The sequence below is a fragment of the Stappia sp. ES.058 genome (assembly GCF_900105595.1).
In the GTDB taxonomy this organism is placed as follows: Bacteria; Pseudomonadota; Alphaproteobacteria; order Rhizobiales; family Stappiaceae; genus Stappia.
On sequence record NZ_LT629784.1, the window covers coordinates 2,656,311 to 2,678,821 of the forward strand.

General features: G+C 64.1%; 16 protein-coding genes. 8 read left to right on the top strand and 8 right to left on the bottom strand.

From position 1 onward, the window contains the following. The first annotated feature begins 175 nt into the window (after positions 1-175). The 4 genes from BLU32_RS12435 to BLU32_RS12450 all read left to right on the top strand — a co-directional run bounded on the left by BLU32_RS12435 (position 176) and on the right by BLU32_RS12450 (position 8,451). Positions 176-5,662, top strand: a complete 5,487-nt coding sequence (locus BLU32_RS12435; RefSeq protein ID WP_093807393.1) for an antitoxin — start codon at positions 176-178, stop codon at positions 5,660-5,662. A 520-nt stretch (positions 5,663-6,182) separates the two neighbouring features. Next, a complete protein-coding gene (locus tag BLU32_RS12440; RefSeq protein ID WP_093807395.1) occupies positions 6,183-7,292 on the top strand; it encodes a radical SAM protein in 1,110 nt (369 codons plus the stop codon). Next, positions 7,283-7,876 (top strand): 3'-5' exonuclease, encoded by a 594-nt coding sequence (locus tag BLU32_RS12445; RefSeq protein WP_197673604.1) that lies wholly within the window; start codon positions 7,283-7,285, stop codon positions 7,874-7,876. The genes BLU32_RS12440 and BLU32_RS12445 overlap by 10 nt, the downstream gene beginning before the upstream one ends. After that, a complete protein-coding gene (locus BLU32_RS12450; RefSeq protein WP_197673605.1) occupies positions 7,873-8,451 on the top strand; it encodes an AAA family ATPase in 579 nt (192 codons plus the stop codon). Before BLU32_RS12445 ends, BLU32_RS12450 begins: the two co-directional genes overlap by 4 nt. A 306-nt stretch (positions 8,452-8,757) precedes the next feature. On the opposite strand, the gene BLU32_RS12455 is transcribed toward BLU32_RS12450, so the two are convergent. From BLU32_RS12455 to BLU32_RS12470, 4 genes are all read right to left on the bottom strand, one after another. Continuing rightward, entirely contained in the window at positions 8,758-9,360 is a 603-nt protein-coding gene (locus BLU32_RS12455; RefSeq protein ID WP_093810970.1) for an ABC-type transport auxiliary lipoprotein family protein, read from the bottom strand. 118 nt (positions 9,361-9,478) lie between these two features. Next, the gene (locus BLU32_RS12460) at positions 9,479-11,128 is read right to left on the bottom strand and encodes an MlaD family protein (RefSeq protein WP_093807399.1); all 1,650 of its coding nucleotides are present in this window, start codon (positions 11,126-11,128) and stop codon (positions 9,479-9,481) included. 34 nt (positions 11,129-11,162) lie between these two features. Continuing rightward, positions 11,163-11,966, bottom strand: a complete 804-nt coding sequence (locus tag BLU32_RS12465) for an ABC transporter ATP-binding protein (protein ID WP_093810972.1) — start codon at positions 11,964-11,966, stop codon at positions 11,163-11,165. Between the two features lie 30 nt (positions 11,967-11,996). Further along, the gene (locus tag BLU32_RS12470) at positions 11,997-13,142 is read right to left on the bottom strand and encodes an ABC transporter permease (RefSeq protein ID WP_093807401.1); all 1,146 of its coding nucleotides are present in this window, start codon (positions 13,140-13,142) and stop codon (positions 11,997-11,999) included. A 234-nt stretch (positions 13,143-13,376) separates the two neighbouring features. Between BLU32_RS12470 and dgcN the strand changes: the two genes are divergently transcribed. Beyond that, positions 13,377-14,390, top strand: a complete 1,014-nt coding sequence (dgcN, locus tag BLU32_RS12475) for an N-acetyltransferase DgcN (RefSeq protein ID WP_093807403.1) — start codon at positions 13,377-13,379, stop codon at positions 14,388-14,390. Then, positions 14,387-15,370: an N-acetyl-D-Glu racemase DgcA gene (gene dgcA, locus BLU32_RS12480; protein ID WP_093807405.1), complete on the top strand. Its 984-nt coding sequence runs from the start codon at positions 14,387-14,389 to the stop codon at positions 15,368-15,370. Before dgcN ends, dgcA begins: the two co-directional genes overlap by 4 nt. A gap of 24 nt (positions 15,371-15,394) precedes the next feature. On the opposite strand, the gene BLU32_RS12485 is transcribed toward dgcA, so the two are convergent. Then, complete coding sequence (locus tag BLU32_RS12485) at positions 15,395-16,561, bottom strand: MFS transporter (RefSeq protein WP_157727659.1); 1,167 nt, start codon at positions 16,559-16,561, stop codon at positions 15,395-15,397. Between the two features lie 121 nt (positions 16,562-16,682). On the opposite strand from BLU32_RS12485, the gene BLU32_RS12490 reads away from it, so the two are divergent. Both BLU32_RS12490 and BLU32_RS12495 read left to right on the top strand, forming a co-directional pair. Next, positions 16,683-17,879 carry a protein phosphatase CheZ gene (locus BLU32_RS12490; protein ID WP_093807409.1) on the top strand — a complete coding sequence of 399 codons (1,197 nt, stop codon included), beginning with the start codon at positions 16,683-16,685 and terminating at the stop codon, positions 17,877-17,879. A gap of 489 nt (positions 17,880-18,368) precedes the next feature. Further along, positions 18,369-19,418, top strand: a complete 1,050-nt coding sequence (locus tag BLU32_RS12495) for a DUF2336 domain-containing protein (RefSeq protein WP_093807411.1) — start codon at positions 18,369-18,371, stop codon at positions 19,416-19,418. A gap of 44 nt (positions 19,419-19,462) precedes the next feature. Here the strand turns inward: BLU32_RS12495 and BLU32_RS12500 are convergent, their stop codons facing one another. The 3 genes from BLU32_RS12500 to BLU32_RS12510 all read right to left on the bottom strand — a co-directional run bounded on the left by BLU32_RS12500 (position 19,463) and on the right by BLU32_RS12510 (position 22,375). After that, positions 19,463-20,452 (bottom strand): threonine/serine dehydratase, encoded by a 990-nt coding sequence (locus BLU32_RS12500; RefSeq protein ID WP_093807413.1) that lies wholly within the window; start codon positions 20,450-20,452, stop codon positions 19,463-19,465. An 88-nt stretch (positions 20,453-20,540) separates the two neighbouring features. Beyond that, complete coding sequence (locus BLU32_RS12505) at positions 20,541-21,575, bottom strand: glycosyltransferase family 1 protein (protein WP_093807415.1); 1,035 nt, start codon at positions 21,573-21,575, stop codon at positions 20,541-20,543. Next, positions 21,572-22,375 (bottom strand): UDP-2,3-diacylglucosamine diphosphatase, encoded by an 804-nt coding sequence (locus BLU32_RS12510; protein WP_093807417.1) that lies wholly within the window; start codon positions 22,373-22,375, stop codon positions 21,572-21,574. The genes BLU32_RS12505 and BLU32_RS12510 overlap by 4 nt, the downstream gene beginning before the upstream one ends. Positions 22,376-22,511: the final 136 nt, after the last annotated feature.

Genomic DNA, 22,511 nt, shown 5'->3' on the forward strand with positions numbered 1-22,511 from the left:
TTCGGGCGAATTGCATTTCAAGGTCAGAGGCCGACCTTCAATGCAACACGGTCAAACCCGACGACAATCGAATCCGGCAGACATGCCGGAACCGAGGTGCCGTGCAAGGTCTCGCGGCGCCAGATGCGCCGTGTCACCCGATGTGTAACGAGTACGGACGCGAGGCGAGTTGAAAATGGCAAATCCCCCGAAGGCGAAAGATCCCGCCGAAGCTGCCCTCTCGGCGGTTGAGGAGGCGCTGAAGATCGATTTCGGCGATGACGACCAGCAGCAGGCCGCCAGCGCGTCGTCCGGCAGCGATGCAAGCGCGCGCAGCGCCGACGCATCCGCCGTGGAATCCGACGCAACGCCCGTCCGGCAGGACACCGCGCGCTCCGGCAATCGCCGCGGACGCGGCGGCGGACGTCCGACCTCGGCCGCGAACGACGACCGCCGCTCGATCGGCAACCTGATCTACGCCCTGCAGCGCCGCCCGACCTCGGCGCCTTTCTGGTTTTCTCTCGCGCTCAGCATCCTGTGGATCGCCGGCGGCTGGTGGCTCGCGTCCTCGGCCTTCTCCGCCGAAGTCGCGGCCCTCACCTCCGCAAACGACATCATGGCATCGCCCTCACTGATCCTGATCGCGGTCGCGGTCGTCGTGCCGGTGCTGTTCTTCTGGGCCATGGCGCTGATGATTTTCCGCGCCCAGGAAATGCGCATCGTCGCGCGCGGCATGACCGAAGTCGCGCTGCGGCTCGCGGAACCGGAAGATGTCGCCAAGGAATCCATCCTCAGCGTCGGCCAGGCGATCCGTCGCGAGGTCGCCGCCATGGGCGACGGCATCGAACGCGCGATTGCCCGCGCCAGCGAGCTGGAGGTTCTCGTCCACAACGAGGTGTCCTCGCTCGAACGCTCCTACAATGACAATGAACTCAAGATCCGCTCGCTGATCGACGAACTCGTGACGCAGCGCGAGGCGGTGGTCTCCAACGCCGACCGCGTCCGCGATTCCATCACCGGCGCGCATGAAAGCCTCGCGGCGCAGCTGGACGCCACGTCCGACAAGATCAGCACAATTGCCGACAGCGCCACCGAACGACTGACCGGCGCCATCGACAGCCGTGTCGGCGAACTGACCGCCACGGTCGACGGACGCGTGCGCGAAATCACCGACACGTTCAACACGGCCGGCGGCCAGCTGATCGACAACCTCGCCTCCCATGGCGAGACCTACGTCGAACGCCTGACGGGCACCGGCCACGACCTCGTCGAGAACATGTCGCGCACCGGCTCGGAGTTCGCCGAAACCCTGCAAAGCCGCGGCACCGAAATCAACGACCGCTTCTCCTCCACGGCGAGCGAGTTCGTCGAAACGCTGACGACACGCGGCAACGAGATCAACGACCGTCTGGACCAGACCTCGACCTCGCTGTTCACCACGCTGACCGAGCGCGGCGACCAGATCAACGAGACGCTGGCCTCCACCGGCACCTCCATCGTCGACACGCTGTCGCTGCGCGGCTCGGAAATCACCGAGGCGCTGACATCGACCGGCCAGAGCGTCGGCGACACCATCACCTCGCGCGGCGAGGAGATCACCGCCAGCCTGTCGCTCACCAGCGGCAAGCTGATCGACACGATCACCACCCGCACGGAAGACCTGCTGTCGACCCTCGACACCCGCGTGACCGGCCTCGACACCTCGCTCGCCGAAACCGGCGACCGCGTCGTGGAGAGCATTTCCCTGCGTGGCCAGGAAGTCACCGACACGATTTCGGTCAAGGGCGCGGAAATCGTCGAGACGCTGTCCTCGCGCACCGAGGAAGTGGCGGAAATCCTGCGCGGCACCGGCGAGAGCATCGTCGTCGACCTGTCGCTGCGCGGCGGCGAGATCGCTTCCAAGCTGGACGAGACCGCCGGCAGCCTGTCGGAGACGATCACCGTGCGCGGCACGGAGCTGGCCGACCGGCTGGGCTCCGTCGGCGACAAGATCCACGAGGCCATCTCCGTCAACGGCGAGGCGCTCGACGAGCGTCTGGAGCAGCGCAGCAAGGAAATCGCGACGATCATCGACAGCCAGACGACCGCCTTCCGCGTCTCGCTGGAAGACGCCTCCGACGCGCTCACGACCTCGCTGTCGACGCATACGTCCGACTTCGCCCGTACGCTGTCGGAGACCGGCACCGAACTCGCCCATCTCATCGGATCGCGCGGCGAGCGCGTTGCCGGCGACCTGACCGCCATCGGCGACCGTCTGGACGCAACGCTCGCCGATCGCGGGGGCAACCTCCAGATCAGCCTGAGCGGCCATCTGGAGCAGATGGAATACCTGATCGGCGAACGCGGCGATGCCTTGATCGCCTCCGTCGACACCCGCTCGCGCGAGCTTGGCGAGACCCTCGACGGACGCATCGAGTCGCTGAACTCGACGCTCGACCTGCGCTCGTCCACGCTCGCCGAGACGCTGGACCAGCGCATCGACGGTTTCGACAAGACGCTCGACGGCGGCATCGGCAAACTCGCCGTCACCCTGGAAAACCGCACGGAGCAATTCGAAAAGACACTTTCGGAACGCACCGTCGCGCTCTCCGACGTCCTGGAGAACCGCTCCGAGGCAATCACCATCCAGTTGTCGAACAAGGTCGACGAGGTGGGAGCCAAGCTCAGCGCGCGCGCCGAGGAAATCGGCACCAACCTGTCCGATCGCTCCACCGTTATCGGAGAGACCATCGAGCGTCACCTCGTCAGCTTCGAATCCTCGATCGGCGAGAAGGTCGATCTCGCCGCGGTCTCCATGTCGGAAAAGGCCGAGCATCTGGCCGAAACCATGTCGACAGGAACGGAACGGATCGACCAGGCGCTGGACGCCCGCGCCCGCCAGATCAGCGAAACCCTGATCGCCCGGACCCGCGAGATCGCCGCAGCCTTCGTCGACGGCCAGACCGAAATGTCGAATTCGCTCGACCAGCGTCTGACCGATGCGGGCCAGGTGCTGTCGCGCCAGAGCCAGGACCTGACCGACACGCTGTCCGACCGCATCGCGGAGATCAACGTGTCGCTCGGTTCCAAGGTGTTCGAGGTCGCCGAGACCCTCGACAGCCGCTCGGCCGAGCTGGAACGCATTCTCGCGGACCGTCTGGCGGCCATCTCCGGTACGCTGACGAGCGAGAGCGAACGCGCCCGCCTCACCCTGTCGGACGTCCTCACGGAAGCCGGCGGGACCGTGGAACGCCTCACAAGCGCTTTGTCCAGTGAGAGCGGAAAGCTCAAGGACACCGTCGAGGTGACCCTGGACGAAGCGACCAGCAAACTCGAGGGCGAAGGCGCACGCCTGCGCCAGATCGTGCTCGGCTCGGTCGGCGAGGCGCGCGGCGCCATGCAGAGCGAAAGCGAGAAGGCGGCGGACGCCATCGTCCAGGCCCTCAACAACGCCTCCGGCGCCATGTCGGGCGAAAGCGAGAAGATCCGCGACCTGCTCTTCGCCGCAATCAGCGAGGCCGCCCACAGCCTTGCCGCGGAAAGCGAAAAGGCCCGCGCCATGTTCGTCGGCTCGCTGAGCGAAATGAACGGCACGCTCGGCACCGAGAGCGAAAAGGCCCGCGAGGAGATCACCCGCACGGTCCAGGAAGTCTCCGGCACGCTCAACGCGGAAAGCGAGCAGGCCCGCATGGTGCTTGCCCGCACCATCGAGGAGATCCGCAACACCGTCGCCGGCGAGGCCGACGGCGTGCGCTCGCAGGTCGCCAATGCGGTCCGCGCGGCGGCCGACCTCCTGTCGGAGCGCGGCAATGCGGTCGCCGACGACCTCGTCGCCCGCGCCGAAGCGCTCAATGCAGCGCTCGAGGAGCGCACCGGCACCCTTGCCGGGCTGGTCAGCACCGACGGCAACGCGCTTGTCACGGCCATCGAGCAGCGCGCCAACGACCTTACGGGCCGTGTCTCGGAGGTCCACGACGCGATCCTCGAGGCGATCACCGTCAAGGGCAAGGACGTCACCGACAGCTTCGCCCGCACGGGTCTCGATGCCACCCGCGCGCTGGTGGAAGCCGGCGACGAGCTGGTCTCCAGGCTCGACGAGCGCAGCGCCTCGGCGGCGGAGATCCTCACCCGCACCAAGTCGCAGCTGGAAAGCGACATCACCGGCCTGCTGGATCGCCTGAACCAGTCGAACGCCATGCTTAGCGACGTTCTCGCCAATGCCGACGACAATCTCGGCAAGGTCGAGACCTCGCTGTCGCGCAGCGCCGGCGAGTTCCGCACCGCCATCGACCGGGCGGTCACGGAAACCTCCAGCTCGACCGAGACGCTCACCGAGCAGACCGGCGTGCTGCGCAAGGTCTCCGACACGGTTCTCTCCGACCTCTCGACCCTCGCCGGTCGCCTGGAGGAGCACGGCCGCCTGCTCACCGATGCCGCCAAGCATCTGGAAGAGGTCGACCGCTCCGTGGAAAGCCGCGTCGGCGAACGCAAGACCGCCATCGAGGATGTCGCCGACACGCTTCTCGCCAAGACCGAGGCCGTCGACAGCCTGATGCGCAGCTTCTCCAAGCAGCTTGAGGAGATGCTGGAGCAGGCCGACGGCAAGAGCCGCGACGTGACCCGTCAGCTCACCTCGGCCGCGGAAGCCGCAACGGCCGCCGTCGCCGAGCAGTTCGAGTCCATGCGCATGTCGGCCGGCCTCGAAGGCCAGAAGGCCCGCGAGGCGGTGCGCGCAGCCCAGGACGACGTGGTCGCGGAAATGTCGAGCACGCTGTCGGAAGCCTCCGAACGCTTCACCGAGGCGACCACCCGCATGCGCGACGTCGCCCGCGACGTCCACCGCGAGCTGGAAAAGACCCGCACGGAGCTCAAGCGCGGCATTCTCGACCTCCCCGAGGAGGCGGAACAGTCCACCTCGGCCCTGCGCAAGGTGGTCAGCGAACAGGTGCGCGCGCTCTCCGAACTCTCGGAGATCGTCGCCCGCCAGTCGAACGCGCTCGACACCTCGCGTGCCGGGGACCGCACGGTCGCGGCCGGGGCAACGGGGGCGACGCTTGCCTCCGTGTCGCGCCAGCAGTCCGAGCCGGCCCCGCGCCCTGCCCCGCAGCCGCCGCAGCCGGCCGCACAGCAGCCGGCACCCCAGCAGCAGGCCCCGCAGCAGCGTGGCGAGCTGCGCGGCGAGCTGCGTCGCAAGACGCTGAGCGACTTCGAGCCGCAGGCGCCGAACAAGGGCGGCGACACGCGCGGCTCCGCGCCAAACGCCCCGCAGGGCAAGGGCTGGGTCTCCGACCTGCTGCGCCGCGCCTCGCAGGACGAGGAAACCGACGCCCAGGGCGACGAGGCGCCCCGTTCGCCGCTGCAGATGGTGGAATCGCTCAACTCGCTGTCGATCGACATTGCGCGCGCCATCGACCACGAGACCTTCATCGACCTGTGGGACCGCTACAAGCGCGGCGAGCGGCATGTCTTCACCCGCCGTCTCTACACGCTGCAGGGTCAGCAGACCTTCGACGAGATCCGGCAGAAATACGCCCGCGACGGCGAGTTCCGCGCCGCCGTTGACCGGTATCTCACCGACTTCGAGCAGCTTCTGGCCCAGGTGTCGCGCAACGACCGCGACAACATCATGAGCCAGACCTATCTCACGTCGGACACCGGCAAGGTCTACACGATGCTCGCCCACGCCAGCGGCCGTCTGGACTGATCCGTCGACAACGACGACGCACTGAAACGCGAAAGGCGCGGCTTCCGAAAGGGGCCGCGCCTTTTTTGCGTCGGTGGGGGAGGTTTTTGGGGGGGGGCGTCGGGGTGAGTGCTGGCCGAGAGGCTGGGGAGCACCTTCTTGAGTGTTTCGGTCTCTGTAGACCACAACCAACTGCCCATTGTGGACATAGGCATCGATTGCGGCGAAGGTCAGAAACGAGTCCATCCAAGACCCTCGGTGCGATGCGTCCAGCTCGATTTTCGGGCGGGAAAGCGGCATTCGCTGTGCTTACCACAGGCGACAGAAATACTCAGGTCGCGAACACCTGAACTAGGAACTTCTTACCAAATGCGCCCTGCCTAAAGTACCGACTCCGCGATCGGAGCCGATTAAACCTAAAACACTCACATCAGGCCAATTTCGGATCGCGCACTATTGCTTGATTTTACGAATAATAACTGACAACTTCAGCGCGAATTTTATTTATGAATTTTCAGTCTATCAGATAGGAATTACCTGCATGAAACGCCTCAGGTCAACCGGAGAGGAACTCCCTGATACACTTCGGCAGGTCGTCGATTACAGGAAGTCAGGGCTGAGCCTGAACCATGTGGTGGGGTGCCCGCTGGACTGCGGCTATTGCGTGCGCCACTTGTTTAGCAATTTTGAAATGAAGAAGCCGCAACTCGTGATGCCGGATGATGAAGCGGTCGAGCAGTTAGTTGGGCATTGGGCTTTTCAAGCGAATCTCACCCCAATCCAAGTCTTCAATCGAGCTACAGATCCGTTCTTGCCAATCGTCAAGGAGCATCTGTTCCGTTGCGTCGAAGACCTCGACCGTCGTGGGTTGAAGAATCCTGTTCTCATCATCACGAGGTGGCATGTATTGCCGGAGGACGTCGAACGCCTTGCCAGGCTCCAAAACTTGAGAGTTACGGTGCTGATCACTTGGTCCGGAATTGAGGATCACAAAATAGAACCAGTACCATCCAGTATTTCTGAGCAAAGCCTTCGAGTGCTTTCCAGAAAAAAAGGAGGCTTGCGTTCGATCCTATATTGGAGGCCAATCGTAGCGGGCCTGAATGATAGTGAATCTCATATAATCAGGGCCAGAGACCTATCGAAGCTTGCTGACGCGACCGTCTTCACTGGGCTATTCTATCGCGATGAGATCCGCGCCTATTTTCAGAGTATAGGTGCTCCGGATCTCTATTCAGACGTTGCACGCCGCAAGATCCTCCCTCAGGAGGTCGAAGCTCGGATCATCGCAGCATTTGGTGACGCCCCAATCTTCCGGAAAACATCCTGTGGTATCGCGCATGCGCATGGTGTCGCGGATTACAACGGCCATTACGGCATTCGAGAAATTTGCGACATTTGTCCCGCCGTTCAACTCAAGATCTGCCAGAAAGCTCATCACGTGCCGGACATGGCTGATATTCAAGCCCTCGCTCGGAGGGCGGGACTTAATATTGCGAGGATCAGCTGTGACGATCGGCGGATCGAGGTCAGCGGAAGCCAAGAGCAACAACGATACTTTATGCAGCACTCCTTGAATTTCCAGGTACATGACTGCAGTCAGCCTCACCACTTTGGGCGACACGGAAAGGCTGACATCGGATGGAACTGAGCAGGAAGGCGTTCTGGGCAGTCGACGTCGAAGGCAACGGCGCAAGCCCGCCGGAAATTGTCGAAATCGCAATCGTCGAAGTACGCGATCTCGAAGTGCGATCCCGTCGCATGAAATGGCTTGTGAAACCAAAAGTGCCGATCACGCCACAGGTTACTCGTATCCATGGAATCACCAACGACGATGTAGCGCGGTCCCCTGACATAGAAGATATAGCAGATGATATCATTACTTGGACGAGCGAGAGCCGGATCATTGGCCATAACGTGAAGGTCGAGCTAGACGCTATTTCGCAGGCTATTCTGGGTTGGCGACCGGCGATGGCAATAGACACGCTCAAACTGGCGCGCCTCTTACTACCAGGCCGAGAGTCATACAGCCTTAAAAAATTAGGAACTGATCTCAGCTTGAGTAGCATTGCTGCCCGCGAGAGTGGAAAAGAACATCACTCAGCTCTATTCGATTCCATCCTGTCTGGACTTCTCTTCTGCCATCTACTTTCCAGCCTTCCGGAAGACCGTCGGCAATCGGCGATTGAAGAGAGTGACATCATGAATTCTATCCAGAGGGAATTATTGCTGTGAAACGTCCATTCAAAATCGGCGTCGCTGGCTCGCATTCGACTGGAAAGACAACCTTCGTCTCTAAGATGCAGAGCATGATTGAGGACTCAGGTTTGCGGGTCGGACGGGTCGGTGATATCGCAACTAGAGCACTTAAACTGGGGTTCCCGATCCTTCGCAAGCATACATACGAAAGCACTCTCTGGATCATGGCGGAATGCATGCGTCAGGAAGCAGAATTGTCACTGTCGACTGACGTCATTCTGGTGGACCGACCGGCCCTTGACGCTCTCGGTTACCTCCAGGCAGCGCTTTCGGTGTCCGGCCGCAGCGTTGATGCCGGCAGGCTCGATGCGCTTGAGCAGATCGCCGAAGCTCATTCCGCCGACTATGACGTGTTAGTTGTGACCTCGCTTGATCCAACCATCCCAGTCGGCCCCGGTCGTGATGACGACGAGATGTTCAGGCGAGCCGCAGCGAAAGCGGTCGACGATTTGATTCTGAGGAAGCGCTGCGATGCGCTTGTGTTGACATCTGAAAATTCGGAAGAGGTTGCACAGACGGTGATGACGGCAATTTCGGCCAACATCAAATAGGTTTGGCTCCGCGGCGCGCAACTCTGGATTATTGCAGCGCTTTTCACGAATTTCCACTTTAGGTTGTAATTACCATTCGATTAAACGAAAAGAAGGTCCAACAGCGCGGCCGTTGGCTCAAATCGCGGTGAACGACCGCTCCCCGCCCTTTTTAACATGCCTAAGGCGGACGCTCTGGTCACTTTGTCCGCGGTGCGATCATTGATTTTCTTCAAAACTATCATTTCGGTAAGGAGCGTAGACAGATGCCATTGCGCCAGGCACCAACGCGCCTTCTCATTCGCCTCCCACCCGTTCCAAGGCCTCTCACACGTTCCCGAGCACCCATGCGGACATTTCGCGCAGCACCGCGTCGGTGGCGGTGTTCAGGGCGGAGACGGCGTCGCGGACGCTTGTGCTCTTGGCGGGGGCCTCGGCGCGGAAGATGCGGCTGGCGCGGGTGCGGCCGTTGCGGTCGTTGACGAGGCGCGCCATGATTTCGACCACCGCGCGGTCGCGGCCGTCGACGCGCAGCTCGAAGGCTCTGAGGTCCGTCTGCAGCTGATAGTCGATCAAAAGCCCCTCGCCCGGCAGGCCAACGCCGCGCAGGCCGCGGGTGTTTTCCAGCGACTGGACGATCTTGGCCTGCACCACCTTGGGCAGCGTGTCCGTCCAGGCGGCCTTGGGGAAGTAGGTGTAGACGGGGCCGTCGTCGACGACGGCGATATTGGCGGTGTCGAGCGCCTGAAGCGCGCGCGGCTGCGGCACCAGCACCTGGCGCGCGCCCGAGCGGGAGCGGGCCCGTGCCTCGAGGCTTTCCGGAACGGTCAATCCGTAATAGGCCTCCGGCGCATTGTTGCCTGCACAGCCGCCGAGCGAGACCAGTACGGCCAGGCCGAAAACGGCTGCCGCGATCCTTGCCAAACTCATCGTGTCTTGCGCCCCCGTGGCATTGCGTGTGCGTCGCTTCGCTTCAACGTAACGGCCGAGACCGCGTCTGTCGCCCATGCGCAAGCCATGCGTGTCCGCACGTGTTCCTGTGCGCCGCTCATCGCCGCTGCGCCCCGCCGAAGGTCGGCGTGTCCGACCCGCCGAAGATGACGCGCTGCGGATTGCGGTTGAGCTCGCTGGCCGCGCGCTGGATCTCCAGCAGCGTGCGGTTGAGCTGCGCCATCGCGGCGGAGAAATCGGCGGAGCCGCGCACGGTGAACTTTTCAAGTCCGCTGGTGATCGGGCCGACGCGCTCGGCAAGCGTATCGGCCACCTTGCGAATGGCGCTGGCGGCCTTCGTGGCCTCCGTGATCAGCCCCTCGCCATCGGCGTCGACCATCGCCTCGACCTTGGCAACGACACTTTGCACGCGCGTTCCGGTCGCATTGAGCGTTGCGGTAAGGGTCTTGGCGTCCGCCAGAATGGCATCGATGTCCGGACCCCGGCCCTTCAGGCTGTCGGAGAACTCCGTGACATTGTCGACCGCAACCCCGGCCTGGTCGATGGCGCGGGTGATCGTGTCGGTGCGCCCGGAAAGCCCTGTCGCCACATTGTCGACGGAGGCCAGAACGCTTTCGACCCGCGCCGGATCGACCGCGGTGAGAATGCCGTTCACCTGCTCGACCGTCCCGATCAGCTTGTCGGAAATGACGCGCGCATCGGCGATGACAGCGCGAATGTCGGCTTCGCGATCGACCGCGATCGCGGTCACCTGTTCGATATTCTCCATCGTCTTGCTGGAGGACACGACGAGCCGGTCGATGTCGTCCGACCGGTCCTGGAGGACCTTGGAGAAGGCCGCGACATTGTCGACGACCTCCGAGATCGCCTCGGGACGGACCGCACCGATCACCTTGTCAAATTCCGAAAGGCTCTCGTTCAGCCCGACGGTGAAGGTCGCCAGATCGCTGGCCGCCTTTTCCGCATCCTTGAGAACCGATGTCAGCCCATCCGCCGCATCCGCGGCCTTGGAGGTGATCGCAGCGGTGTTGTCGACGATCTCGGTGACTTTCTCGGGCGGAACGGCCTGAACGACGGCGGTGGCGCTGTCCACCAGGCCCTCCAGCCTGCCGGAGAGCTGTTGAAGCGCCTCGCCCGTGCTCGCGACGCTCGACATGAAAGTGTCGACGCCATCGGCGTTCTTGGCAAGCGCTTCGGAAAAGACGCGCGCGTTGGAGATGATGTCGCTGATGTCGTCGCGGTTGTCCTCCACGACGCGCTCCACGGCGGCAAGCGTCGTGTCCGCGCGGGAGAGAATGTCGCGCGCGCCCTCCACGATATCCTCGAAGGCGGAGCGCTCGGCATGGATCACCGGCGGCTCCTCCGCGTCGGCGTCGAGCAGCAGCGGCGAGGTCGGCGATCCTCCGGACAATTCGACATAGGCGATGCCCGACAGCGTCTGGAACCCGAGCGTCGCCTTGACGTCGGCGCGCAGCGGCGTGGTCGGATTGACCCGGATGGTGGCGATCACGACCGACGGGTCTTTCGGATCGAACCCGAGCGAGCCGACATCGCCGACCTTGATGCCGTTGAAGTTCACCGCGCCACCGACCGACAGGCCCGTCACGGCCCCGTTGAAGATGACCTTGACGGGAAGCGCGCGCGGACCCTCCGACCGGCTGCCAAGCCAGTAGATGAACGCGAATCCGATGAACATCGTGACGAATACGAACGCGCCGATCGCCACATAGTTCGCGCGGGTTTCCATGCTTACCTCAAATCCTCAGTCGATCCCGCCCGGGTCACATGCGTCGCAACGCCCGAACGCCGTTGAAATACTCCTGCACCCAGTCATTGTCGAAACGCTGCAGCTCCTCGATCTTGCCGGCGGTCAGAACCCGTTTCTCCCCTAATACCGCGACGCGGTCGCAAATGGAATGCAGACTGTCCAGATCGTGGGTCACCATATAGACGGTCAACCCCAGCGTCTCCCTCAGTTTCAGCACCAGATCATCGAAAGCGGCCGCGCCGATGGGATCGAGCCCGGAGGTCGGCTCGTCGAGAAAGACGAGGTCCGGATCGAGCGCCAGCGCGCGCGCCAGGCTCGCACGCTTGATCATGCCGCCGGAGAGCTCGGACGGGACCTTGTCGGCGGCGGAGCGCGACAGGCCGACCATCTCGATCTTCAGGAGCGCCAGTTCGTCCATCAACCGTTCCGACATGCGCATGTGCTCGCGCATCGGAAGCTGGATGTTCTGCCGCACGGTCAGCGAGGAAAACAGCGCGCCTTGCTGAAACAGCACCCCCCAGCGCCGCTCCACCGCATGACGCGCGTCGTCCGTGGCCGTCTTGAGGTTGACACCGAACACCTCGATCTCGCCGGCACGGCGCGGCGTCAATCCAAGGATCGCGCGCATCAAAACGGACTTGCCGGTGCCGGATCCGCCGACGAAGCCAAGGATCTCCCGGCGGTATACATCGAGATCGAGATCCTGCAGCACGATGGTGGAGCCGAAGCCGACTGTGACCCCGCGCGCGCTCAACACCACTTCGTCGCTGGGGACGGACAGCGGCGAGGCCGGCGGGGAATCCCCGTCGCGCGGCATGTCGGGTTCGGTGGGCGGGGCGTCAGACATTCAGATCCCGATCGAGGAGAAGAAGATGGCGAAGAGGCCGTCGACGACGATCACCATGAAGATCGCCTTGACCACGGACAAGGTGGTGTGTTTGCCGAGCGATTCCGCCGAGCCGCCGACCTTCATCCCCTCCACGGAGGCGACGAGACCGATGATCAGCGCCATGAAGGGCGCCTTCACCAGTCCGACCATCAGCGTGTCGACCGTGACCGCGACCTGCATCAGGTCGATGAACACGCGCGGCGCCATGTCGAGATAGAACCAGCTGACGAGCCCCGCGCCGAACAGCGCGGCGATGTTGGAGAGAAACGTCAGCACGGGCATCGCGAGAATGAGCGCGAGCAGCCGCGGCAGGATCAGCACCTCGGTCACCCTGAGACCGATGACGTGCAGCGCGTCGATTTCCTCGCGCATCTTCATCGAGCCGATTTCGGCGGTGAAGGCGGAGCCCGAGCGGCCCGCCACCATGATGGCGGTCAGGATGACGCCGAGTTCGCGCAGCACCAATACGCCCGCGAGATCCACCACATAGACCTCCGCGCCGAACTGGCGCAGGTAGAAACCGCCCTGCTGCGAAATGATCGCGCCGATCAGGAAACTCATCATCACGATGATCGGAACGGCGCCGATGCAGGTCCGGTCGAATTGATTGGCGACCGAGGGAAGCCGCAAGGATCGCGGTCGCATGAACACGCCCGAAAGAACGCTGACCAGCGACCCGACAATATGAAACACCGCACGAATGTCGGTGCCGATCTCCACGACCTCGCGGCCGGTGGTCTCCAGGATGCTGACGAGCGACATCGATCGCCGTTGCGGCTTCCAGGGCGGGGGATAATGCTTTTCAACCTCGTCGAGAAGGACGCGATGCGAGGGGCGGAGGTTTTCGAGTTGGACGCGACCGCCCCGGTAGTCCAGTTCGCCCTGAAACCGGTGCAGCAGCCAGGCGCCCGCGGTGTCGAGCGTGGTGACCTGCGACATGTCCAGCACCAGACGCGAACCGGCGGGAGGTTTCAGCCCGGCGAGCCGGTCTTCCATCAGACCGCTTTCGTGGATCGTCCACGCGCCGGCCGGAACGATCCGGCAGACGTCATCCGTCTCCTCGACGGTGATCGTTGGCATGTCCTTGACCGGGTGAATCGTCATCCGCGCTTTGTCGCTTCCCCTGCACCCGGCATCGTCCGTCCCTCGAAACCCACCGGCGACACCCTCTTGCCGAGCGTCCCATGCGCCACGTATACCTTGCGGCCAACGTCAGCGTCCAGATCGGCATGCGGAGACTGGCGCGGACAGGGCATTCGGTGAACGGCATGTTGCGCCCATGCCTCATCCCTCCCCGCGCAAACGCAGCCGCATCGTTTTCGAAGCAGGAGCTTTTCCATGGAAATCGCCCACCCCTATCTGCTGTTCCTCGGCGATGTGCCCGACGCACTCGCCGCCAAGACCGGGCTCGGCATCGTCGATTGGCGCCGCGACTGGTGCATCGGACAGCATCGGCTGGACGGCTGCGCAGCCGACGCCGGCCTGACCGACATGACACCGGAAGAGGCCGCCGGCGCGGGCGCACGCACCATGATCATCGGAGCGGTCAACGCGGGAGGCGTTTTGCCGGACCACTGGGTCGCCTCCATCGTCGCCGCGCTGGAAGCCGGCATGGATGTCGCCAGCGGCCTGCACATGCGCCTGGCCGACGTCCCCGAAATCCGCGACGCGGCCGCACGCACGGGCCACCATCTGCGCGACGTGCGCCATTCGGAAATCCGCTTCGACACCGGCAAGGGAACGAAACGGACCGGCAAGCGCCTGCTTGCGGTCGGCACGGACTGTTCCGTTGGAAAGAAATATGCAGCGCTCGCCCTGGAGCACGCCATGCGCGAGCGCGGCCATGACGCCGATTTCCGGGCGACCGGCCAGACCGGCGTCTTCATTTCCGGGCGCGGCGTGTCGCTAGACGCGGTGGTCGCCGATTTCATCTCCGGGGCGGCGGAATGGATTTCGCCTGCCGCCGAACCCGACCACTGGGATGTGATCGAGGGCCAGGGTTCGCTGTTTCACCCCTCGTTTGCCGGCGTCACGCTCGGGCTGCTGCACGGCTCCCAGCCGGATGCCTTCGTGGTCTGTCACGAACCGACCCGCACCACCATGCGCGGCGTTGAAACCCCGCTGCCGACAATCCGTCAGGTGATCGACATGACGATCTCCTGCGGTCAGCTCACCAACCCCGAGATCCGCTGCGTCGGCATCTGCGTCAACACCGCGGCCCTGTCCGAGGAAGACGCAAAGCAATGCCTGGCCGACATTTCCGGGGAATACGACCTGCCGGCGACCGATCCTGTGCGGTTCGGCTGTGAAAACATCGTCATGCGGCTGGAAAGCGAGTTCGGCACGCCATGACCATTGCGCTTGAGGTTCAAACGGACAGCTGGCCGATCGCCGGCGGCTTCACCATCGCGCGCGGCAGCCGCACGCATGCCCATGTCGTCACAGTCACGCTCATCGAGGGGCCGCACACCGGACGCGGCGAATGCGTCCCTTATGCCCGCTACGGCGAAAGCGTCGAGGGCGTGATGGCAGACATCGCCAGGATGGGGCCTGAGATCGAACGCGGCCTGACGCGCGAGGCCCTGCAGCAGGCGATGCCCGCCGGGGCCGCACGCAACGCGCTCGATTGCGCCTTCTGGGATCTCGAAGCAAAGCGGTCAGGGGTTCCCGCCTACCGGAGCGCCGGTATCGACACGCCGCACGACATGCTGACGGCCTTCACCATCAGCCTCGGCACGCCAGAGAAAATGGCCGCCGACACCGCGAAGGCCGCCGGGCGTCCGCTGCTCAAGGTCAAGCTCGGCGGCGAGGGCGATCCCGCACGCATTGCCGCCGTGCGCAAGGCGGCCCCCGACGCACGGCTGATCGTCGATGCGAACGAAGCCTGGAGCGCGGAAACCTTCGCCGACAACATGGCCGCCTGCGCGGCGGCCGGGGTGGAACTGATCGAGCAGCCGCTCCCCGCCGACGACGACGCCAGCCTGGCAACGCTTGAGCGGCCGATCCCGGTGTGTGCCGACGAAAGCCTGCACACCAGCGCCGATCTGGAGCGGCTGGCCCCGCTCTACGATGCGGTCAACATCAAGCTCGACAAGACCGGCGGCGTAACGGAAGCGCTCGTGCTTTTGGAAAAGGCCCGCGCCATGGACTTCAGGATCATGGTGGGCTGCATGCTGGGCACATCGCTGGCGATGGCACCTGCAACGCTTCCCGCGCAACAGGCCGATTATGTCGATCTCGACGCGCCGCTGCTGCTGGAGCGCGACCGCGAACCCGGACTGGTGTTTTCCGGCAGCCTGATTTCTCCGCCCGCACCCGCCTTGTGGGGGTGACGGGGCCCGTCGCGCGTTGCACCGTCACACGGACTTTGCGTGCGGCCGAAGCCACACCAGACTGATGCACAGGCAAATCCCGCCAAGACCGGCGAGCCCGGCCATGGCGAAGAAGGCCGGCTCGCCCCCCCAGGCGTAGAGAACCCCGGCGAGCGCTGTTGCGCCTGCGCTCATCACGCCAACGATCGTCGAGGCAATGCCCTGTGCCGTTCCGGCCCACCGCGGCGGCGCCATGCGCGCGACGAAGGCGACACCGCCCAGATGCGTTGCGCCGAATGTCAGACCATGCAGCAACTGCAGCGCGGAGATCGCCAGCGGATCGAGCACAAAGGGAAACACCAGCCAGCGAACCACGGCGGCCCCCGCTCCCAGCGCCAGAAGTCCGCCGCTGCCGATCCATGCTCCGAACCGTCCGGCCACCGAAAAGAGCAGGATCTCGGTCAGGACACCAAGCCCCCACAACAACCCGACCTGGGTTCCGCCAAGCCCGGCCTGTGACCAGTGCAATGCGGAAAACGCGTAATAGGCCGCATGGCTTGCCTGCACCAGGCCGACCGCACCGATGACGATCAGGAAGGACGGCGCATACAAAACCGACGCCGTCGCACCTGCCCCCGGCCAATGATGAGACGCGGGGTCCGGCTCATCGCGCAACCGTTTGACGGGCAGGAACCAGCCGACCCCCGCCGAAACCGCCAGTCCGGCCAGGATACCGCCGAGCACCACCGTCGATGTCCAGACACCGATCAGCAGGCCTCCGGCGAGATTGGCGACGACGAAGGCGATGGAGCCCCAAAGACGCATGCGCCCGTAGTCGCCGCCGCCCTGGCGCTGGACGCGGGCGGCGAGCGCGTCGCTGATCGGCACCAGCGGCCCCCAGGCAAAAGAGGTCGCGGCCAGCACGATGGCGGTTGGCCAGAACCCCTGCGTCCAGAACAGGCTGGAGAACCCGGCGCAGGCGATGGCCGACAGAAGGGCAACCGCCATGCCGGGACGCAAATACCGATCGGCCAGGGCGCTGACGAGGGGATTGGCCACCAGCCGAATCAGCAGTGGCAAGGCGAGCAGGGACCCGATTTCCGCCGCTCCAAGCCCGGCCTCGGCGAGAACCAGCGGGAAGAAGGGCAAAAAAAGGCCAAGGCCGAAGAAATAGGCGGCAAAAAGGGACGCTACCCGATATCGCAGGGGCATGACACGGTCCGGATTGCACGGGAGCCGGTCTTCTATACCGATTTTAAGGATTTGGCGATTATGCATTGAAGATCACTGCAGTCGCCCCAACGATTATGAAAACACGACGCGGATCACGATCATGGCTGAAAACAGCACGCCCGGCGCGACAATGGAGAGCGACTACGACGCGATCCTGACGGCCCTGACGGAAACCGATCGGGGACGATGGTTCCTCGACGAATACATGCGCCGTCACCAAAAGCCCGATACGCAGGTCGTTCTCGACGCGATCGGGCGTTTGGAAAAGGCGATGGTGCGGGAGCGCAAGGTGCCCGACCTCAACAGCATCCGTCTCGACATCGCCGACATGCAGGAGGCGATCGAACGCACCAAGCGCGAGATCGCCAACATCAAACACGAGGCCGAAGACAACAACCGCTTCATCGAGGCCTCCAACGAACTCGACGCCATCGTCACCAAGACGGAAAGCGCGACACAGGAAATCCTGGCCGCCGCCGAGGCAATTCAGGAACACGCCTGGACGCTGCGCGAGGCCGGGGCGGAGGAAAGCGCCTGCGACGAAATCGACGCGCGCGCCACCGAGATCTTCATGGCCTGTTCGTTCCAGGATCTGACGGGACAGCGGACCCAGAAAATCGTGCAGGTGCTTCAGTATCTGGAATCGCGCATCAACCTGATGATCTCGATCTGGGGCATCGAGGGCGCCAAGGGCGAAAACCATGCCCTGGTCGAAGACTCCCGCCCGGACGCGCATCTGCTCAACGGTCCGCAGCTGGACGGACGCGGCGTCAATCAGGATGCGGTCGACGAGATGTTCGGACCCGGTTCAAGCGCTGCGGACGACGAGGGCGACGACGCCCAGATGAATGCGCAGGATAAGGCGGACGCCGCCTTCTCCGGCACGACCGCCGAGGCGCATGAGATCGATGCGTTATTCGCCAGTGACGCCGCCGAGGACGGCGACATTGCCTGGAACACCGATGCCGAAGACGCCCCCGAGGAAGAGGCGGACGTTTTCGCACGCGCGGAGGCCGACGACCCGGCACCCGATAACGCGGCCTCGGGAAACCTTCCGGACCTGGCCGGGGTTTCCGACGAGGATCTCGGCGAGGCGGATGTGTTTGAACGGGCCTCGGCACCTGCTTCAGACGATGAGGCTCCCTCCGACGACGACGTCCCGACATCCCTGCTTGACGACATCGTGATGGTCGATGCCGACGAAGAGAAGAAATGGGCGGAAGACGCGGCCGGGGATGCCTCCGCCGACCCGCTCGAAGAGCTCTCCCCCGGCGAACGCCAGTCGCTGTTCAGCTAGGGTACGGACCGGATTGACGCTGAACGTTCCGGCTCTGAAGAACGCCGTTTGCAATTGAAGCCAAATGGCGTGACGCTCGTCGACCAGCGACCATGGCCGCACATGCCGCGCGCGGCCTGATGTAGTGCCCTGCAGGCCCGATCGCCGCGTTGGACCTGCATCCAGCCGCGACACGGTCACCTCAGCATTTCTCCCGGTTTCCACCCCCTTGCGATGCGGCGTTTCCCGAATGCAAGCAGCAGGGTGGTGCGAGATCCCCGACCGCCGGACCACGGGATCGCGTGCACCCGCAGTTGATCGGCCTTGCCCTCCCCTCCACGACAGGTTGCGTCCGTTCAGCCGACCGCAGCGGCACGGCGAAAGGACGACTTTGAAATACGATTATTTTTATGAGCATTTTTACGATATTCGGGTAAGCACTTTGATTCACGTGCGTCGGGACCTGGAGGGTTGGCGCGTCCGTGACTCTACGGGGGAAACGTTTCAAGCATGTTCAGGGAGCGACTTGAGGAACTGGCGAGGATCAGGGAACCGTCCGCAAGGTCGGAACTCGTCAGGCTGTTGAGTGCCCAGTATGCCGACAAGCTTGAACGCGAACCCAGCGACACCGAGCGGTTTCTCTTCTCCAGTCTGGTGCTCGACGTTTTCGATCAGCTGGACCATTCGGTGCGTCTCGACATCGTCGTGCGGCTGGCGCGCACCGACCGGATCACCTCCGCACTGGCCGACAGGCTTGCCACAGAAGCCTTTGACCTGAGCGAGGCCATCCTCGAACACTCCCCGGTCATCAGCGACCAGAAACTGGTCGATGTCGTGCGCAACCGGTCCGACCGTCATCGCCTGGCAATTGCCCGGCGAAACAAGGTCCCGGAGACCGTGGTCGACGCGCTGATTGCACGGGGTGCCTTTCCCGTCGTCAACGCGCTTGTCCAGAACGACGGCGCGCAGTTCGCCGTGCGCGCCATGCTGGCGCTTTTGATCCTGTCCAGCGGCGACCAGCGTCTTTTGGGCGCCATTGCACAGCGCTGCGTCAGCGACGAAGCGTTCCGCGAGGACCTGCGTCTGGTCAGTGAGACGGATTGCCCGCTGATGCCGGCGGAGCTGGAGAAGGCGCTCGACAACCCCGAAGCCCTCGAACGCATCGCCCAACGCGCCGTGATTGACGACCCCGACACCGGTCTGGAGATCGAAGGCGAGCAGCTGTCGAAACACGAGGTTCGGATCCAGATCGCCTCCGGAGAACTGAGTTTCGAAAACATCCTGCTGACCCTGCTGGATCGCGAGGACATGGCCGCGATCATCTGGGTGGTGTCACGGCACCTCAACCTGCGCGACAGCACGGTGCGGGACACGTTTGCGTCCCAGGCCGACGGGGCGGTGGCGATGCTGATGAAGGAAACCGGTATCGGCCACAAGACCTACGGAAGATTCCTGAAGATGCGCTGTGCCTGGCTGGGCGTCGGAACGACGAGCGTCGCCCATGAGGTCTATACGTTCCGCACGATGCGCCATCAGGGCACGCCGCGCGCCTTCAACTGATCGGATAGGCGGTGGCGCCGGGCGTTCGGGCGACCGGCGCTCAGTCAATGCAGCGCCAGCGCCCGGGCCAGAACCTCCGCATCGATGTTACCGCCCGACAACGTCAGCGCCACCGTGCGCCCCTTTACCGGCAGCTTTCCGGTCAAAACGGCGGCAAGACACACCGCCCCGCCCGGCTCTACCACAAGCTTCAGTTCGCGAAAGGCGAAAGCGACGGCCGCCAACGCCTCCTCGTCGGTGACGACAAGGCCGCGCGTCGCGCGCCGGCTGACGATCGCAAAGGACCGCTCGCCCGGTGTCGGCGTCAGGATCGCATCGCACACCGATCCGCCCTCGGCCGGGTTCGACACCCTGGCACCGGCGACAAGCGACCGTCCGTAGTCGTCGAACCCTGCCGGTTCGACCGGAAGCAACTCGCAATCGGGGGCGAGGCTTTCGAGCGCAAGCGCAATGCCGGCGGTCAACCCGCCGCCGCCGGCGCAGGTCAGCATCGTGTCGGGCGACAGGCCGAGCGCATTTGCCTGTTCGACGATCTCGGCCCCGGACGTCCCCTGTCCGGCGATGACACCTGGATCATTGTAGGGATGTACCATCGTCGCGCCGGTTTCGACGCAGAGGGCATTTGCAATCGCCTCCCGGTCCTCCACACCGCGCACATAGGTCACGACCTGTGCGCCGGCGCGCCGCGTGCGGGCGAGTTTTGCCTCCGGGGCATCCTCCGGCATCACGATCGTGGCGGGCATGCCGAGAAGCCGGGCGGCCTCTGCCACGCCTTGCGCGTGATTGCCGGACGAACAGGCGACCACGCCGGGTCCGCGATCTTCGACAGGGATCTGGCTGAGACGATTGAAGGCACCGCGAAACTTGAACGAACCCGTGCGCTGGAGGTTTTCCGCCTTGAGCAGAATGCGCCCGCCGGTCAGTTCGTCGAGATAAGCGGATGTCAGCAGCGGCGTCACCGCAGCCTCGCCCGCGATGCGCGCGCGCGCGGCAACCACATCCTCGAAATCCGGCAGGGTCAAAATCGCGTCCATCTCGGTCTCTCCTTGCAAGCCTGGAGAACCGGTACACGATTGCGCCCATGCTTTGAAGCCGCTTCGAACAGACCGAAAGCCGATTCCGTCACGCGGCGCCGCGCATGACGTCGCCTGCCTTCGCGGCGTTGCAATTGTCGATGAACTGGCGCGTGCTGCGCGCCCAGGTATAACCGAGCGCCATCTCGCGGCAGCGGTCCCCGGGGATGGCGAGCGCGGCAAGCGCGGCCTTCTCGAGGTCGTCGTCGAGCACACCGACATCCGTCCCGCCGACGATATCCAGCGGCCCCATCACCGGATAGGCGGCCACCGGCACCCCGCAGGCAAGCGCCTCCAGCAAAACATTTCCGAATGTATCGGTCAGGCTCGGGAACACCACGACATCGGCGCTGGCGTAGTGGCGCGCCAGATCCTCGCCGGTTTTCGCCCCGGTGAAGACGACCTCGCGATAACGCGCGCGCAACTCGGCGAGTTGCGGCCCGTCGCCGACGACCACCCTGGTGCCTGGAAGGTCGAGATCGAGAAAGGCGGAGATGTTCTTTTCCACCGCCACCCGGCCGACATACATGAAGACCGGCCCCTCCACCCCGGCGGGCAGGACGGAGCCGACGAAGGGGCGAAACAGCTCGTGATCGACCCCGCGCGACCAGCGCATCAGGTTCTTGAACCCGCGTGCGCGCAGATCGTCCTCCAGCGTCTTCGTCGCCACCATGCAGCCGCGCCCCGCATTGTGGAACCGGCGCAGCCACGCATAGGACCATGCCAGCGGCACAGGCACCCGCGCCGACAGATACTCGGGAAACCGTGTGTGATAGCTCGTCGTGAAGACGATGCCGTCCTTTTTCGCCACATGTGCCGCCAGCAGGCCGAGCGGCCCTTCGGTCGCAATATGCAGGTGCTCGCAGTCGAGGTCGGCGATGCGGCGGCGCAAACTGCCGGTCGTCGTCAGCGTCAACCGGATCTCCGTATAGGTCGGGCACGGCACGGTGAAGAAATCGGCCGGCGACAACACCTCGACCCGCACGCCGAGACGGCGCAGTTCTGCCGCCGTGCGATCGATGGAGCGCACCACGCCATTGATCTGCGGATGCCAGGCGTCGCTGACGACGAGCAGCGACCTCATGCAGCCACCGACGCGCGGGCCGGAACCTCGGCGGCGACCCGACTCGGACCGGACCGGCTCCAGTCGATCACCTCGAACGTCCCGTCGTGGTGCTCGACGATCGCCGTGCAGCTTTCCACCCAGTCGCCGGTGTTGATGTAGTGCGTGCCGAAGGTGTGGTGGTCGGCGGCATGATGGATATGCCCGCAGATCACCCCGTCGACGCCCTGACGCGCGGCCTCGCTGGCAAGCGTTTCCTCGAACTTGCCAATGAAACTCACCGCGTTCTTGACCTTGAGCTTGGCCCAGGCCGACAGCGACCAGTAGGTCAGTCCAAGCCGCCGCCGCACCGCGTTCAGCCCGGTGTTGAGATTGAGGGCGGTGACATAGGCCCAGTCGCCGAGGAAGGCGAGCCACTTGGCATGCCGGACCACGACGTCGAACTTGTCGCCATGGATCACCAGGTAGCGCCGACCGTCCGCCGTTTCGTGCAGGGCCTCGTCCATCACCTCGATGCCGCCGAAATGGGTTCCGAGAAAGTCGCGCAGGAACTCGTCGTGATTGCCCGGCGTGTAGACGATCCGCGCGCCCTTGCGGCCCTTGCGCATCAGCTTCTGCACAACATCGTTGTGCGTCTGAGGCCAGTACCACATGCGCTTGAGCCGCCATCCGTCGACGATATCGCCGACAAGATAGAACGTCTCCGCATCGTGATGGCGAAGAAAATCGAGAAGCATATCCGCCTGGCACCCGCGTGTGCCCAGGTGAATATCGGAGAGAAAGATCGCCCGGAAATGCCGCGGGGCCGGTTTGACGGACATGACGCGCTCCTGACAAGATGACAGGAAGCCTTTTGCTCGATTCCGGTCTCAGAAATATGACAGTTGCTGCGAAATCATTTTAGGCGGCGCCGCGAACCGTGCGCCAGGCCGGTCATCCGATATGAACGTTGCACGG